Source organism: Saccharothrix sp. ST-888 (genome assembly GCF_000955975.1).
Classification (GTDB): domain Bacteria; phylum Actinomycetota; class Actinomycetes; order Streptomycetales; family Streptomycetaceae; genus Kitasatospora.
In genome coordinates this window covers 1-15585 of the sequence record NZ_JYJF01000139.1, presented here as the reverse complement: position 1 = coordinate 15585, position 15585 = coordinate 1, and the positions used below count along the sequence as shown (strand labels likewise).

Annotated in this window: 11 protein-coding genes and 3 pseudogenes; 6 read left to right on the top strand and 8 right to left on the bottom strand. The window is 69.5% G+C overall.

The genetic code is table 11. The features are described from left to right. Positions 1–113: 113 nt before the first annotated feature. The 3 genes and pseudogenes from UK12_RS29545 to UK12_RS29535 all read right to left on the bottom strand — a co-directional run. Positions 114–1469, bottom strand: a complete 1356-nt coding sequence (locus UK12_RS29545; protein WP_045306261.1) for a metallopeptidase TldD-related protein — start codon at positions 1467–1469, stop codon at positions 114–116. Between the two features lie 4 nt (positions 1470–1473). Beyond that, complete coding sequence (locus UK12_RS29540) at positions 1474–2856, bottom strand: TldD/PmbA family protein (RefSeq protein WP_045306260.1); 1383 nt, start codon at positions 2854–2856, stop codon at positions 1474–1476. A gap of 1385 nt (positions 2857–4241) precedes the next feature. Then, positions 4242–4664: pseudogene (locus tag UK12_RS29535) on the bottom strand (IS110 family transposase); the annotation flags it as partial. Positions 4665–4779: 115 nt separating this feature from the next. Here UK12_RS29535 and UK12_RS29530 point away from each other — a divergent pair. From UK12_RS29530 to UK12_RS29510, 6 genes and pseudogenes are all read left to right on the top strand, one after another. Further along, positions 4780–5859, top strand: coding sequence for a hypothetical protein (locus UK12_RS29530; RefSeq protein WP_045306259.1), 1080 nt, complete (start codon positions 4780–4782; stop codon positions 5857–5859). Positions 5860–5923: 64 nt separating this feature from the next. Next, a complete protein-coding gene (locus UK12_RS29525) occupies positions 5924–7207 on the top strand; it encodes an aspartate aminotransferase family protein (RefSeq protein ID WP_045306258.1) in 1284 nt (427 codons plus the stop codon). Continuing rightward, positions 7207–9354, top strand: coding sequence for an ROK family protein (locus tag UK12_RS38560; RefSeq protein WP_052682267.1), 2148 nt, complete (start codon positions 7207–7209; stop codon positions 9352–9354). The genes UK12_RS29525 and UK12_RS38560 overlap by 1 nt, the downstream gene beginning before the upstream one ends. A 77-nt stretch (positions 9355–9431) precedes the next feature. Beyond that, entirely contained in the window at positions 9432–10427 is a 996-nt protein-coding gene (locus UK12_RS29515) for a hypothetical protein (protein WP_156179004.1), read from the top strand. Then, a pseudogene (locus tag UK12_RS45195) lies at positions 10420–10665 on the top strand (alcohol dehydrogenase catalytic domain-containing protein); the annotation flags it as partial. The gene UK12_RS29515 and the pseudogene UK12_RS45195, both read left to right, overlap by 8 nt. An 18-nt stretch (positions 10666–10683) precedes the next feature. Next, positions 10684–11439 carry a 2-dehydropantoate 2-reductase N-terminal domain-containing protein gene (locus tag UK12_RS29510; RefSeq protein WP_231591437.1) on the top strand — a complete coding sequence of 252 codons (756 nt, stop codon included), beginning with the start codon at positions 10684–10686 and terminating at the stop codon, positions 11437–11439. Positions 11440–11480: 41 nt separating this feature from the next. Here UK12_RS29510 and UK12_RS29505 read toward each other — a convergent pair whose 3' ends face one another. The 5 genes and pseudogenes from UK12_RS29505 to UK12_RS43695 all read right to left on the bottom strand — a co-directional run. Beyond that, a complete protein-coding gene (locus UK12_RS29505; RefSeq protein WP_045306256.1) occupies positions 11481–12167 on the bottom strand; it encodes a sulfotransferase family protein in 687 nt (228 codons plus the stop codon). A 91-nt stretch (positions 12168–12258) separates the two neighbouring features. After that, positions 12259–13128, bottom strand: a complete 870-nt coding sequence (locus tag UK12_RS29500) for a nucleoside-diphosphate kinase (protein ID WP_045306255.1) — start codon at positions 13126–13128, stop codon at positions 12259–12261. A 50-nt stretch (positions 13129–13178) separates the two neighbouring features. Next, positions 13179–14429 carry a M16 family metallopeptidase gene (locus tag UK12_RS29495; protein WP_045306254.1) on the bottom strand — a complete coding sequence of 417 codons (1251 nt, stop codon included), beginning with the start codon at positions 14427–14429 and terminating at the stop codon, positions 13179–13181. Between the two features lie 102 nt (positions 14430–14531). After that, positions 14532–15401, bottom strand: coding sequence for a nucleotide-binding protein (locus UK12_RS40150; protein WP_156179003.1), 870 nt, complete (start codon positions 15399–15401; stop codon positions 14532–14534). Next, positions 15398–15585: pseudogene (locus UK12_RS43695) on the bottom strand (hypothetical protein); the annotation flags it as partial. The pseudogene UK12_RS43695 and the gene UK12_RS40150, both read right to left, overlap by 4 nt.

The following is a 15585-nucleotide window of genomic DNA, read 5'->3' as shown; positions in this document are numbered from 1 at the left end:
GGTGGTACCTCCCTTCCACGGTCTCGTGGAACCGCTCCGGTCGAGCGGTTCGCTGTGCCCCGGCGTCGCTGCCTGCTCCGGGATGAACCGGGCGAGCAGAACGCCGGAAGTCTCTAGTGCGGTGTCCGACCGCGGCCCTCGACCCGGACCGGGTCGAGCAGCAGTAGCGCGCCGGCCACGGCGGGCCCCGGGCGGTGGAAGCCACCGGTGGGGCTGAGGGCGACCACGCTGCGCAGGAACGCGCCCAGCGGCAGGTGGATCACCGCGCCGTCCACGGCGGGCCCCGGCTCGCCGTGCCGGAGCCGGTAGCCGACGAGGGCCAGGCTCAGGTTGTCCGCGTGCGGGTCGACGCCTCCGCGGGCGCGGCCGATGTCCACCACGTAGATCGCCTCGGCCGGACGCGTCAGCAACTCCTGCGCCGACAGTTCCGGGCCCCGCAGGACCAGGTTCGTCGCCGAGATGATCGCAGTGGGCTGGGTGCTGCTCACCCAGCCGTTTCCGGTCGGCGCGGTGGCTCCGCGTTCGGCCGAACTCCGGTTCTGCAGCAGGCCGGTGGGGAACCCGTCACGGACCAGGACGGTGTCCTGGGCCGGGGTTCCCTCGTCGTCGCAGGGCACCCGGATCAGGCCGCCCGGTGAGCGGCCCTGGTCGACCAGGTCGAATCCGGCGGCGAACAGCCGGGTGGCCCGGTCGGCGTCGCTGGGAGCGGTCCGGTCCCCGTGGAAGCGCGGGGCCAGCATGGCGAGCAGGCTGGCCGTCGCCTTCGGTGACAGGATCAGCGGCAGCTCGGCCGCGTCCAGTGCGGTCGGGTGCAGCAGTCGCACCGCCGACTCGGTCGCGGCCTGCGCCGTTTCCAGCAGCGGCAGTTCGGCAGGCGTCCGGGCGGCGCAGTCGGCCCGTGCGGTGACTCGGCTGTCCCGCTCCTCGGCCACCACGCGGACGGCTGCCACCGCCTCCTGGTGTGCGTAGTGGACGCGCAGTCCGCGGCTGTTCACCGCAGCCGCCGAGAGCTCGAACCGGCGGACCGAGGCCTCCGGCACGTCGCGCGCCGACGAGTGGGCGGCCAGTGCCGCACGGTCCAACTCCCGCGCGTGCTCGATGCACTCGGTCACGCTGTCGCGGGCCGCCGTGCCCTGCGCTTCCGCCTCGAACCCGGGGGCGAAGGCGGGCGCGGCGCTGACGGGCCCCTCGCCGAGCGACAGTCGGCGCAGCTGCCGGGCCTCGGCCAGCGCCCAGCGCAGGGATTCGGGATCGGTGCTGCTGATCACGGCAGCGCCGGAGGAGGAACCCCCCACGCTGCGGACGTGGACGCGCAGTAGGCCTGCGACGCCCACCCGGCTCGGCGTGCTCTGTCGCACCACCACCTGGGTGTGGCGCTCGTACCGGGCGAACACCTCGATGTCCTCGCCCGGTTGGGCCTCGGCCAGGAGCGGTTCGAGCTCTGCGGCAAGCTGTTCGGATCGGCTCATCGGTCTAGACCCCTCCCACCGTGATGCGGGCCAGAGCCAGCGAGGGCGAACGGTAGGAGATCGGCAGCCACTGCCCGCTCTTTCCGCAGAACGCCCCGAACGTCTGCGGATCGTCGCCGATCGCGCAGATGTCACGCAGACTGGAGAGTGCGTCTCCGGTGAGCACCGAGCCGGAGACGATCCGGGTCAGCTCGCCGGACTCGATCTCCCAGCCCTCCTTCACCACCAGGCTGAAGCGCCCGGTGACCGGATCCACCGTTCCGCCGGTGGCTTCCAGGACGAGCAGTCCGGTGCCGACGCCGGCGATGATGTCCTGCCGACTGGTCGTACCGCTCTCCAGGGTGGTCTGGGTCATCCGGGGCAGCGGCGGATGTTCGAAGCTGCGCCTGCGGGCGTTGCCGGAGGAACGCGGGTCCTCTGACGCACCGGCGTGCAGCCGGTCGGTCATGCTGCCCACCATGACCCCGGCGCGGATGAGTTCGGTGCGTTCGGGGGCGGTCCCCTCGTCGTCGACGGCGGACACTCCCCAGACGCCGGCCGGAGCCCCACCGTCGACGACCGTGACCGCGCCGTCCGCGACCGCCTTGCCGAGCGAGTCGGCGAAGATCGAGGAGCCGAGGGCCAGTGCGTCGGCCTCCAGTGCGTGCCCGCACAGCTCGTGGATGAGCAGCCCGGCCGCGTCGGGCCCGCAGACCAGGGCCCGGGTGCCGGAGCGTGCCGACACCGCCGATTCGAGTCGCAGCGCCTGGTCGGCCGCGCTGACGCCGACGGCGGCCGCCTCGTCCGGGGTCAGGGCCGACGAGGGGAGCGCCGCGCACCAGGTTCCCGTCCCGGTCGCGGAGGGGCCGGCGAGTGCGACGTCCACCTGCAGCCGGGTCTGCCAGTCGGTCTTCGCGGCATGTCCGCCAAGGCTGTCCCAGACACCGATCTCACGCTCCCGGTCGGCGTAGGCCGCACGGACCCGGCCCCCCGGCCGTTGGGCGGTACCGAGGGCGGTCTCGACCAGACGGCGCTTGTCCGCGAGATCCAGGAGCTGCCCGGTCGCCGGTATCCCGACTCGGCCCGTCCGTCCGATCCGCACGGCGGGTGTCCGCTCGGCCGGCCCGCGGCCGTGAATGGCCCGGAAGACGGCGGCGGCGGTCGATCCCAGCTCGACGAGTGAGGCGCGGTCGTAGTCCGTGGAGTAGACGAGGGCGGTGTCGCGCCCCAGTCCCACCCGCAGGCCGACCCCCTGGACACGACTGCGAGCAGCAGTCAGCCCGTTCTTGGTCGTGCCGGTGAGCTCGGTGACCGTGGTGCGCTCCGTGAACAGTTCAGCCCACGCCCCGCCACTCGAAAGGGCGGCGGAGAACATCTGCCGCAACGCGGTGTCGGAAGGGTCGATCATTTCGTTCTCTCCTTCCGGTTCCGGTTCTACGCGACTCGTTGCCGCTGCTTTTCCTGATGAATTGGATTCCGCGGCCCGCATCGGATGGGATGCGGCGGAATGTCGTTCGAGGCATTTCTAGCCGCCGGATCGAAGCGTTGTCAAGCCTCGTTTCGGAGCCTGTGCCGCATTGCCCTTTCGGTCCGTGAGATTGCCCTTTTGGTCCGAAGGATTGCCCTTTCGGGCAGCCGCGTTGTCCGCACGGTACTTCGGGCCCGTCGCGCACGGGTTATTTCGGGGGAGAATGGCGTCCGTTACAGTCCGGTTGCAGCCGACTGTTGCGACCGGATGTTCCCCTGGGGTAGCTTGCGTGATGTCGGGGAAATCTCCCCGGTTTGTTGTGGTCAGCATTCCCGTGACCGGTGCAGGACTTCGAAGCAAAGGGGCGCGGAGGGCGTGGAGAACTCGGATGGCGCCGCCTCGGGCAGTGCAGTACAGCTGGGCGAGGTGATGACACTGCTGCCTCGCGATTTGCCGGACGCCTTTTCGGTCGTCCCGATAACATCGCTCCGTCAAAAACCGCCCGGAATGCCTTCTCCTGCGGTGGCCGCCGGGACTCGGCGCCGGGCACCGTCCTCCTCGACGCCGCGCCGAGCACTCCGAGGACCGGATCTTCGGTGAGCTCGATCTCGTCGTTCGACAGGTTCCCGGGGGATTCCGGGACATCGAAATCCCGACTCGTCTGATAAATTCCTCCGATCTTGTCGGACCGGCCTTCGATGTCGACCTGGAAGGGGTTTTCCACGAAACGCCGGGCGCGTACCTGCCCTGGGTTCGAGAGCGGCTTTCCACCTGCGGTCCGGTGGCGATCACAGCGGACCGCTGGGAGTGCGAGAAATCGTAGCTCTTCGATGCCGTGCACATGCCGCACCACCTGCTGGTGGTCGAATTTCCGGGCGAGGACGAATTCGCGCTCCCCGACCCTTGTCGGTACGCGCGCGGACGAGTCCGTCACCGTCGAGCACCTGCTCCGACGTCGCTGCAGGCCGGCTGGTTCCTGTCACTGGACCGGCTGCCCGACCCCGTACGAGGACTCCCACCCGCTCGACATCCTCTTCGGACAGGAGCCGCAGGCCGCCGGCGAGGGGCCGGACGGGTTCGACCCCTCGCCGCAGGACCTGCGGGCGTCGCTCGACACGCGGCTGACGATCGGCCGGGTCGAGGGCGAAGCGGTGGGCCGAGCCGGGACGTCGCCCGCAGCAGTGCGGCGACAGCAGCACCCTTACCCAGGGCGGCAGTTACTCCGATACTCCACGTCTCGATCCCGTACCGCATCCGCATCACGCCAACCGTGCTCGGCAGCCCTGCCGGGCAGAAGCCGAGAGACATCTCACGTGCCTAAGAAGTCAGGCCGCGACGGCCAGATCTGGCGAGAAGGAGGTGAACGCGCGTTGTTCGTCGAAGAGCTGCTGGTGCTGCAGGCAGTGGTAGAGCTGGCCGAGGAACCGGTTGAACAGGTGCCGCTGGGCTTGGGCGTGCCAGTCTCCGGCGTCGCGCCGGCGGCGGTGGCGGGCGTCGGCTCCGGGCGAGGAGGCCAGTGCGGCGAAAGCCCACAGGAACCCGGCCGTGATAAGCCGGTCGTTCTTGATGAAGCGCCGTCCGACGAACTTCTTCTTGCCCGAGGCGCGGGTGATGGGGGCCGAGCCAGCGTAGGCCTTCAGGGCGCGGGCGTCGGCGAAGCGGTCGCGGTCGTCTCCGATCTCGGCGAGCACCCAGGCACCGAGCTGGACACCGAGGCCGGGGAAGCTGAGCAGGATCTCAGCGTCCACAGGAGTCCGTCCGGCGCCCACGCGGCCACCGCGAAACCCGTCTACATCATTCAGTCCGGCGGCTCCTGACGGAGTCAGCCCGGAACCGCCTACTCACGAATCAGGAGCCACACCCATGCTGTGGACCACCCACGACGTCTCCCTCACGGACGAACACCGCGCTGCCGCACAGGAGGTGATCGAGGAGCTCGGAGGCGTCGAGCAGTTCTCGCTCCTGATGCTGTCCGGCAGCTTCGCAGCCGGGCTCGGCCACAGTGCCTCCGATGTGGACCTGTACGTCACGCGCGTCGACAACGCCCCGGTCGAGAGCGTCGCGTACCCGCGCCGCGGCTTCATGGTGCAGGTCACCGAGGTGGATCGGGCGACGGCCGAGCAGCTCGCCGCTCGGGTGAGCAGCTTCGCGATGACCGCGACCAACCGGGACGCGCTGCGCCTCTCGCTGGTCGAGCGGCGCCTGCTCATCCGGCTGTCCATCGGTGAACTCCTGCACGCCGACGCGGATTTCGGTCGCACCCTGGCCGGGATGGACCGCATCGCCATCCAGCAGTCCCTGAACCTCCCGCGGGCGCTCGCCACGGCGAGCTGGCAGGAGGACGTCGCCGGCGCGATCCTGAGCGAGGACCCCTACACCGCCGCCCAGGCGTCCTACCTCGCCCTTCAGGAGGCCTGCGACATAGCGCTGGTGGCCAGCGGGGACATCTACGACGGCCAGAAGTTCCTCTACCGCAGGCTCGCCCGGTCGGCGGTCTTCCAGCCGCTGATGGACGTCGTCTGGGAGCTCTTCCACACGCCTTTCGAGCACGGCGGATCCAAGGAGCAGGTCTTCGACGTGGCGCGCCGCCGCTGCCGGCTGGCGTCCTTCCTCGTCGGCCACGCGGTGACGACGGGCTGGACCGTTCCGCTGACCGAACTCCCCGAGTACCGCAACGACGCCGAAGGCCCGCTGCGCAGCCCCTACTTCGGGCTGGTCCAGTACCTTGACGGGATCTCCCTCGCCGGGGCGGACAAGGGCTACAAGGTGGCTCCTGCGCTCGCGCGGCTCTGGCTGGCCCTCGACGGCCGCAGCGTCGAGCAGGTCCGGGCCGAGGTGCTGGGCGAGGACAGTTCGGCGCGCGACGAGTTCGACGCGGCGATTGCCCGACTCGTCGAGCTGGGCGCGGTCGAGGAGCCGGCCGCGGACCGGTCGGCCGGCTGAGACAACCGGCCGACTGCGTCCAGCCCTGGTACCTGCCTGTCCACCCAAGAAAGAACGATTCCCGATGAGCGATACGTTTGACCAAGCAACCCAGCCTCCGCCTGCCTATTACCAGCTAGGCCCTGCCCGACTGGTCGGCGGGAGCGGCCTGCGGGTCTGGGATGCCGACGGGCGTGAGTATCTGGACTGTGCGGCAGGCACTTTCAACCTCTCCCTCGGGCACAACCACCCGGCGGTGGTGGACGCCATCAAGGCGCAGACCGACGACCTGCTGTTCGCGAGCTCCATGTTCCAGACCGACGTTTCCAATCGGGTGATGGAGATGCTCGTCGAGCTGAGCCCTGCGAACCTCACCCGGGTCAACCTCCGCAGCAGCGGTGGCTCGACGGCTACGGAAGGGGCGGTGAAGATCGCGCAGCTGCACACGGGGCGCCGCGATGTGATCGTGCCGTTCCGTGGACACGTCGGGCAGACGCTCGCAGCCAGTGGCTGGAACGGCATGTCTCGACTGCGAGCGCCGTTTCCGACGGTCTACCCCGGCGCGGTCAACGTCCCAGACCCTTACTGTCACCGGTGTTTCTACCGGCAGAAGCCCAGCAGTTGCGATTTCCTCTGCATCGATCGCATGGACGACTTCATCAGGTACGCCAGTTCGGGCAGCGTCGCGACCGTCCTGATCGAGCCGATCAGTGGCGCCGGCGGCAACATCGTCCCCCCGCCGGGATACCTGAAGCGTCTGCGGGAGTTCTGTGACGAGCGGGACATCGTCCTCATCTTCGACGAGACCCAGACGTCGTTCGGACGTACCGGCTTCCTGACAGCGGCCGAGGCGTTCGGTGTCGAGCCGCACATGATGACCGTGTCGAAGGGGCTGAGCGGTTCTGGTCTGCCGTTGGCGGCGATCATCACCGAGGAGCGGCTGGTAGGCATGGACCGGTCGCAGCACGGCTTCACCTCGGGCGGACACCCGGTCGCCGCTGCGGCTGCCATCGCCACGCTGACGTTGGTCCGCCAGCCGGAGTTCCTCGAGAACGTCCGTTCGGTCGGAGCCGCGCTCAAGGCCGCCTTGCTCGACCTCGGTCGCACGTACCCGGAGATCTGTGACGTCCGTGGTCTGGGGCTGATGCTCGGCATCGAGCTGTCGGAGCCGGACGGGTCGAAATCGCCGCGCCTGGCCAATGCGCTGCATGCGGCGCTGATGGACCGCGGGGTCATCACCCGGGTGTCCGAGCACAGCGAGGGAAACACCATCGAACTGCGACCCCCGCTGATTCTCACCCACGAGGACGCCCAGCTCGTGGTCGAACGCTTCGGGGAGGCACTGGAAATAATGCGGGTGCGCTCATGATGACCAACGACACCGTGGCGGTCTTCGACGTCGGCGGTACCCACGCGCGCTCGGCGGTGCTGGACGGCGAGGACCGCCTGCACGACCTCGCCGTGCAGGCGGCGCCGTCCTGGACCAGCTGCCCGGGTGAGGGGCCGGCCTCGCTGCATCAGCGTCTCGTGGATCTGATCGTCGCCGATGCGCGTAGGCTGGCCCGCCGCCATACGGTGACCGCGGTCGGAGTGTCGCTGGGCGTGGCGATCGATGCACGCACCGGCATGACGGTGGGATCCGGTCCACTGTGGGGCGACGGGGTCGGGCACCGGTTCGACACCGCCGGGGCGCTACGGGATGCAGCGCCCGAGTTCCGGTGGACGGTCGTCAACGACGTCACCGCGACCGCGGTGGCGTTGGCGGCACAGCCGGACGTCCAGCGCCTGCGCCGACTGGCTGCTGTCGTCGTCGGCAGCGGCATCGGGCTGCGGACCATCGAGGTCGGCACCGGCAGGGTCCCCGTATCCGCGGACACCGGACTGCAGGGTGAGATCGGGCATCTGCCGACCGAGTTCCGTATCGGCGCACGGGAGATCGTGTTGCCCTGTGACTGCGGTGCGACCGGACATCTCAGCGCGTACGCATCGGGTCGTGGCATCGACCGGATTCTCAGGCTGCTCGCCGCCGAGGGCACGTCCTGGCTGGCCGCTGACGCTCCTCTGAACAGCCAGTTCGCACAGGCTGTGGCCGGTGGTGAGCGAGAGGCGCTCACCGTGCTCGAAGCCGTGACGCGGCCGCTCGCACATGCGTTGCTGTCGGTTCTCAGCACCGATGCCGAGATCGACCGTGTGGTTCTCACCGGTGGCGTGCCCGCGGGGCTCGGTAGTGAATATCTGGAGTGTCTGACGGCCCAGATGGATGCGGTGGGGCTCTACGGACGGTCGGGCTCACTGGCCGACAGGATTCAGGTGGTCGCACCCGATGCCGAGCCTGCGCTGCAGGGGGCCGGGATGCTGGCCCGCTCCGGCGCCGCCGGGGCGCGAAGCTGGATCGTGCCAGGTGACAATCCGAAGTCGTACAGCGTGGTCATGGCTCCGGACATGCTCGCTTCCGGCCGAACCACGCTGCGGGCAGCGGCAGGGCTGGGCACGCACGGTGCCGCACGGCAGCTCGTTGTGGCCGACAAGCGTGTGTGGGAGCTCTACGGGGACGCGCTGACGGACGCGCTGACGGGTGGATCGGAGAACGTCGCCCTCGACACGTTGCTGCTCGAGCTGGACGAGTCGTGCAAGAGCCTGGCGGCGGTGTCCGATCTGGTGGACGCCTTCGACCGGTTCGGTCTGCTGCGTCGATCGGAACCGGTCATCGCGGTGGGTGGCGGCGTGCTGCTCGACCTCGCGAGCTTCACCGCCGGCATCTACCGGCGGGGTGTTCCGCTTATCAAGGTGCCCACCACCCTGCTGGGGATGATCGATGCGGGCATCGGTGTCAAGACGGCGATCAACTACGGCGGGCACAAGAGCCGACTGGGCACCTACAGCCGTCCGAGCCGAGTCGTCATCGACCCGGGGTTCCTGCGCACGCTGGACCCCCGCGAGTACCGCTGCGGCCTCGGCGAATCGATCAAGATAGCGGTCGTGGCCGATGCGGCGCTGTTCGACCTCCTCGACACGCACAGCCGTGCTCTGGCTGCGGGCACGCCGGACCCGCGGGTGGAGTCCGAGGTCGTCGAGCGCAGCATCGCGGCCATGCTCGGCGAACTGGTCGGAAATCTCAGCGAGGACCGGCTGGACCGGCTCGCAGACATCGGGCACGCGTTCTCCGGTGCTCTGGAGATGTCCCTCGAGCCCACGCTTCTGCACGGTGAGGCCGTCGCCATCGACCTTGCTGTGACCGTCATGCTCTCGCGGAACCGCGGTCTTCTGCCGTCGGCCGTCGCCGACCGCATCATTCGCGTCCTGACCGACCTGGGCCTGCCGACGATTCATCGGGAGATGACCCTCGACCTGCTGGTCGAGGCATTGGCCCATACCAGCCTGCACCGTGACGGCCTGCAACGCCTGCCCCTGCTGGAGGACGTCGGCCGCGCCGTGTTCGTCAACGACGTGACCGAGGCGGAACTGGGCGAGGCGCTGACGGCGCTTCAGGCCCGACAGTTGCAGGTGGCGTCGTGACCGGGTGGCAGCTGGTCCGTTCTGGCCGTCGGGTCCGGATCGTGCCGATGGAGAGGCCACGGGGTGACCAGCCGTACGTGTCGATGCTCGCCGTGGGACTGTGTGGCACCGACGTTCAGATCGGCGCCGGCCACCGGGGGGACGTGGCCGGGGTGCTCGGTCACGAAGGCATCGGGATCCTGCACGGCGTCCCCGGGGGCGATCGGCTGGTCGCGTTCAACCCCGTGGATGTGCGAGACCAGGATTCGATACTCGGCCACAGCTTCGACGGCCTGTTCCGCAGCTGGGTCCCCCTGGGGCCGGAGCTGCCGCTCAGCGCGTTGCAGGAGGTCCAACCGTTGGACCCGGTGGCGCTGCTCACGCTGTGCGAGCCGCTCGGCACCGTCCTCTACTCGTGGGAGCTGATCGAGCGCTCGGCCCCGGCCGGCCCCTTGTCGGTCGGCATCTGGGGTGCGGGCCCGATCGGGTTGCTCCACGTGCGCAGAGCGATCGATCAGGGACACGATGTCGAGCTGGTCGAGGCGCGGCCGGAACGTCTGGCCTGGGTGGAGAACCATTCTCGCCTCGCGCCCGTCCACCTCTCCGTGACCGGGCACCGCGCGCCGCGGCCACTCGACGTAGCGATCGTCTGTGCCCCGCGGCCGGCGATGGCGAGCGCCGTCCGGCAGGCGGCGGACGCACTGCGGCCCGGCGGGACGGTGGTGCTCGTCACCGCGCTCGATGCGGCGGCAGCGGCTCCCACCTTCGTCGACGCCACGGTCGGCCGGGTGCGTCGGCACAACGTCTGCGGCAACGTCGATCCTGAGCTGGGCATGGTCACGGCGGTCTCGCACGAGGGTAAACCGCTGGTGCTCACCGGCCATCGGGGTACCTCCTTGGCTCAGCTGCACGCGGCAGAATCGGTACTCCGCGCAGATCCCGGTGGGTACGGCGCCCTCATCACCCATGAGTTGAGTCCCGGGGATGCGGTGGATGTGATCAATCGTCGGCTCGACGGACAGTTTCAGACCGCCGACGGCTCTGAAATCGTCAAGGTCGTCGTCCGCTTCCCTGACGGCGGCCGCCATGGATGAACCCTGGAACAGGCGCTTGGAGCTGGTGCCCGGCGGGGTTCAGCTCACCACCTATCCGTGGCCGCGCTCGACGTCCCCGTCATGGGTGCTGGTCTCTCCACAGACCGTGGGCCTGTGCAGCTCGGACCTCAAGGAGGTCCGCCGGAGCCGCGACGTCCGGTCCGACTTCGGTCACGAAATGGTCGGTCTGGTTCACAGCAGCAGTACGGACGACTTTCCGCCCGGCCTGAGGGTGTGCCTGGACCCCCATGTCCCGGTGACACGGACAACCGCGTTCGGTGAGACGGCGCTGCTGACCGGACCGCCCGACCAGCTGCGCGCCGCCCTACCGACCGTGCCCGACGGCACGCCGGACGACCGGGCGGTCTTCACCGAGCCTCTCGCGTGCGCCGTCCACTGCGCCGGCAACGTCCTGGCCGGTTCCGACGTTGCGATCATCGGTGCGGGAACCGCGGGGGTACTGCTGGCGGTGCTGCTGAAGTTGAAGGGGTGCCAGGTCACGCTGGTCAACAGGAGCCCCGAACGGCTGACCGCCCTCTCCCGGACGGCGTTGCTGCGGGAGGTGCCGAAGGTCCTCAGCCGCGAGGTGGGAACGCGCACGTTCAGCACCGTGGTCGTGACCACGGCGTCGCTCGACGGCGCCACCTTCGACGGCGCCTGGGACCTGTTGCCGCAGGACGGTGGACGTCTCGTCCTGTTCGGCGGCATCAGGCCGGACTGGCGGGTACCGGGCACGCAGGTGCTGTTGGACGGCATCCGTCGCGGCGAACAGATGCGCGAGCTGGAGCGGGGCGGGCGCCGCGCGCTGGTGGTGGGTACGCACGGCGCCACCGGCGCCGACTTCGCCGCGGCCGGCGCGGTGCTGGCGGCGCCGCTTCCCTGGACGACCAGCCACGTCGAGGAGCTCATCGTGGACCGGGTGACCCTGCCCGTCCTGGCCGCGCTGCTCAACGATGCGGTCAGGACGGGCGTGGATCCGATCGGAAAGCACGTGGTGGACATCCGCCGGTAGCGACCGACGTCCACCGCCCTCCAGCCCGCCCTCGCGCCGTTTTATCGAGCCGCTTCGCGCAGGCTCGCGTAGGCCTCCAGGGCGGGCTCGAGGGCGGCCTGGTCGGACTCGCTCAGCTCAGTGCGCCACCGGCCCGCCCCCTTGATCGACTGATCGCTGGGGTGCTTGGTGTGGTAGGGGCCCAGCTGACGGGATTGGATCGATTCGGAGACCCGGCGGTCGGACGTCCAACCGAGCCAGTCGGCCAGGGCGGCGATCCTGGCCGGCCGATCAGCGCAGAACTCTTCGTAGGGGACAAGGTGCACGCGCCCAGCACCTGCGGTGGCAGATGCGGTGAGGATGGTGCGGGCGTAGGTGGCGTACGCCGTTGCGAAGCCGGCCGCGCCGGTCTCCGCAACGCCCAGGCGGGTGAATTCGAGCATGCGGGTGGGCATCCCTGCGTTCACCTTCTCAAGGATGGAACACAGCACGTCACGGGGGTCACGGACCATCACCGCGGCGCGGGCCTGCGGATAGGCGTCCAAGGCGTCGGGGAGCACTTCGGTCATCCGCGGGCATTTCACGATGTCGAACCGGGCGATCTCCTCCGCGGGAGCCGACACGTCGATCAGGCGGCCGGTCATAGCCCAGTCGGGATCCTCCAGCAAGGTTCGTCGGCACGACTCGGAGAGCATATGAGCCACAGCGCTCGTGCCGGAACGGTGCATACCGCAGATGAGCAATTGCATGGAGCCACCTCAGAGAAGTTGTGTCGTACATCAGATAAACCCCGGACGGTCAGCCCGGTACGGGGGCGGTGAACGCATCGCGCATCCGCCCCTACTCTCGTGGGTCCGACCGAGGGGCGGTTTCGGCGCCAGGGTCGGACTGCCCGATATCGCCGGGCCCGTAGGCGATCAGGCCGAATGCGCGAACCGCCTGGCAGGTGTCGTGGGCAGCCTTCGCCGACGTCGTCGGAAGAACGAATCCATCGCGGTCGTACAGCACCGCGAATCCGGCTCGCACGGCGAATTCCAGGTCGTCGACGCCCGCCGTCTCGGCCAGGAAGCCTGCCATGTCGTCGAACGCCACCGCCCAATGGCGCTTGGCATAGATGTGGACGGGATGGCCCGCGGCCGGCAGTGGCGGATTCCAGTGGGTCTGCTGCTGGCCGCGCTGTTCGGGAACGGATGCCCACCAGCTGTCGAGCCCCGCCTCGATCGTTGCCATGTCCCAGTCGCGCCAGGTTGCGGTGGCGGGACGGAACAGCGCGTGCGGGTCGCACCGACCGTCGAGAAGGGCCGCGAGCTCCCGACGGGCCTCGTCGGCCGAGTCCGGACTGTGGACGAGGTTGGCGTAGTAGACGGCGCCGTGCCGACGGCGGATCGTCGACTTGAGGGCCAGCAGCCGGGTGGTGGCCTCGGGCCCCTCGACCAGTACCAACCGGCTCGGCCCCGCGGACAGGTAGCGTCGCATCAGGCCTGCGGTCAGTGGTCTGCGGTCGGGGTCGATGCCGGACCACACGGCCGCGATCTGGGCCTCCGTCAGGCGCAGGGTGTGCTGCTCCAGCACCCGCAGACCCGCCTGGGCGATATCCGTCACGCAGTCCTTCAGGAGGCGCCGCTCGAGGGCATCCGGCTTGAACAGCAGGAAACCGCGTTCCGTTGGGCCGGCGCTGTCGCGACGGTGGGTGTCCGGCGTGATCAGCAAAGGTACTCCAGCGTTGGTAGAACGTCCGTTGGCATCACGACAGAGGGGAATCAACGCTCATCGCGGGCCCGCCCGTCCGGGCGTACGACGACAAGCAGGCCGTCCGCCACCACAGCGGCGGCGCCGGCGACGTCCGCCGCTGTGACGTGGGCTAGCCGCGCTGCCTCCGCCTCCGGGCACCGGACGGCACCGTTGACGCAGTAGTGGCTCGCCATGACGATCGCGGAGTCGACGCCGTTCTCCGCCTTCTGAAGCAACTCCGTCCGCGCATGGCGGACCGCGGCCTCGAGGTCCGCCGGTGCGGGACCCTGCTGTGCCAGTCGGGTGAGTTCCGCGTGGAGCAGCTGGACCACCGCGGGGCCGTTGGCGCCGTCGGTACCGGCCAGGAAGCACCAGAAACCCGCATCGCTGTACGCGCGGGTCCATGCCCGAAACGCGTACGCGAGGCCGTGCTCATCACGAAGGCACTGGTACATCCGGGACGCCGGGCTCGCGCCGAGCAGGTGGCCGAGAAGGACGAACCCGTCACGCTGCGGGTCCGTGACGGCCGGAGCCGGCGCACCGGCGAGGAGCCAGCAGAACCCGTCCGGCCAGGTGGGATCCGACGGGTTCGGACGACCGACGGCGGCGTGGGGGGATCGCCGCGGGCGGACGCCGCCGGCCCTGGCCATCGCCAGGGGGGACATTCGTTTGCGCAGTGCCGTCTCCTGCACGTTCCCGACGTATGCCAGCGCCAGCGGAACCGTCGCCAGCGCCCGCTGATGCACCTGCAGAAGCGGGCCGAGGGTGATCCGCTCGACACTGCTCGGTGTGCCGCCCACCGCCGTACCCAGCGGATGGCCGGGAAAGACGGCGTCGAGAAACGCCGACTGCAGGGCATCGGCGGGGTCGGCTGCGGCCACTGCCAGCTCCTGGGCGACGATCTGCCGCTCCCGGTCGAGCGCCTCGTTCGACAGCGCCGGTTGAGTCAGCGCGTCGAGCATCCAGCCGGCGACTACGGGAGCGTCATCGGTCAGTACCCGGGCGTGGATCGTCAGCGACTCGGGTTCGGCCATGGCGTTCGACGTCCCGCCGAGCTGTTCGATGCGCTCGCTCAGTGAGGGGCCGCCCTGCAGCGGTACCGACATGACGAGGCGCGCCAGCAGGTGTGCGGCGCCGCTCAGGCCCGGTGGGTCGTCCCGAATTCCGAAGCCGAGCGAGAGTGCGACGCCGACAGTGTGCTGGTCGGCCGTCGAGGTCAGCAGCAGCGGCATACCGCCGTCGAGCTGCGCGACGCGTGTTGTTGGGATCTGGTCGGCCATGACGTCACCTGCACAGGCTGAAGGGCGAATCTGCGGGAACCCGACAGGAATGCCGTGTCAAGGGAACCCTGCGGGACGCGAGGTACGAGAGGGAGAACGGTGTCAGGACTCCCTGAGGGCCGACACCAGCGGTGGCGTCAGGGCATGGGATGAGATGGCGGCCAGCAGGGCGGGGGACGCGACATGGTCAGCGCGCCTCTCGTAGACGACCTCACAGGCCTGCGGCGAGTCTTCATATCCGTCGGGCGGTGCGTAGCTGGGCACGGCCGCCAGTTCCGGTACCGGCATGGCCTGCGCCAACCGCTCTCGTGCATCGGCGAGGCGGGCACCGTCCCGGACGCCGTTGAGGATGTACCCGACCATCAGTCGGCGGTAGGGCTCGCCCAGCACACCCGGCAGGCCCGCCAGGGACGTCAGGTGCCCCTCCTGGTTGACGTTGCCGATGAGCACCACCGGCAGTCCTGCCCGCAGCGGCACGACATCGTTGGCCAGATCCGCCCGGGACGGCAGGTTCCCGGCACCTCCGGATCCCTCGATGACGACGAAGGAACCGCGCTCGGCCAGAACGGCCAGGGCCTGCGTGACGGCGTCCAGACACCTGGTACGCAGGTCAGGGGGGAATGCGCGCAGGTCCAGACTGTCCTGGCCGAAGATCGGCACCTCGCCGAGTGCCTCTCCGCACACGTACAGTTGACCGCGGCCATTTCCGCTCGTCACGGCTACCACGGGATTGTTCCACCACCGCACCGGGACTCCGGCCGCACCGCAGTTGTGGAAAACCCCGCGCTCGTACACCTTGAGCGGACTGCTCGATCGATCCGTTAGGTCAACGACGCTCGTGGCTTTGAACGGGTCGACCGCGATGTTCTGGCGGCGAAGGGCGCGGGCGATCCCGACCGCCACCGCCGTCTTACCGGTACCGGAACTAGGAGCGATGAGCGTAACGCCACGTGGCAACGGCGCATCCGTCATACTTTCGCTTCTCTCATTCCTGGGCCCCGGACACTCCAGCGGGCCAACGTCAAAAAGCCGCCCGGCAGGGCCTGTGACAGTCGGGTGACCGCGGCCCGGGTCAGGCCGGAGAGCATGGCGAAGAAGTGCAGGTTGTCCAGGGCGGTGAGTCGGCCGTAGAGTCCGCGTTCCCCGCCCAGGACCA

Excerpts from the sequence above, each read along its gene's own strand:
- UK12_RS29525 (WP_045306258.1), top strand. The coding sequence starts at position 5,924 with ATGAGCGATACGTTTGACCAAGCAACCCAGCCTCCGCCTGCCTATTAC.
- UK12_RS29545 (WP_045306261.1), bottom strand. The coding sequence starts at position 1,469 with ATGAGCCGATCCGAACAGCTTGCCGCAGAGCTCGAACCGCTCCTGGCC.
- UK12_RS40150 (WP_156179003.1), bottom strand. The coding sequence starts at position 15,401 with ATGACGGATGCGCCGTTGCCACGTGGCGTTACGCTCATCGCTCCTAGT.
- UK12_RS29530 (WP_045306259.1), top strand. The coding sequence starts at position 4,780 with ATGCTGTGGACCACCCACGACGTCTCCCTCACGGACGAACACCGCGCT.
- UK12_RS29495 (WP_045306254.1), bottom strand. The coding sequence starts at position 14,429 with ATGGCCGACCAGATCCCAACAACACGCGTCGCGCAGCTCGACGGCGGT.
- UK12_RS38560 (WP_052682267.1), top strand. The coding sequence starts at position 7,207 with ATGACCAACGACACCGTGGCGGTCTTCGACGTCGGCGGTACCCACGCG.
- UK12_RS29540 (WP_045306260.1), bottom strand. The coding sequence starts at position 2,856 with ATGATCGACCCTTCCGACACCGCGTTGCGGCAGATGTTCTCCGCCGCC.
- UK12_RS29505 (WP_045306256.1), bottom strand. The coding sequence starts at position 12,167 with ATGCAATTGCTCATCTGCGGTATGCACCGTTCCGGCACGAGCGCTGTG.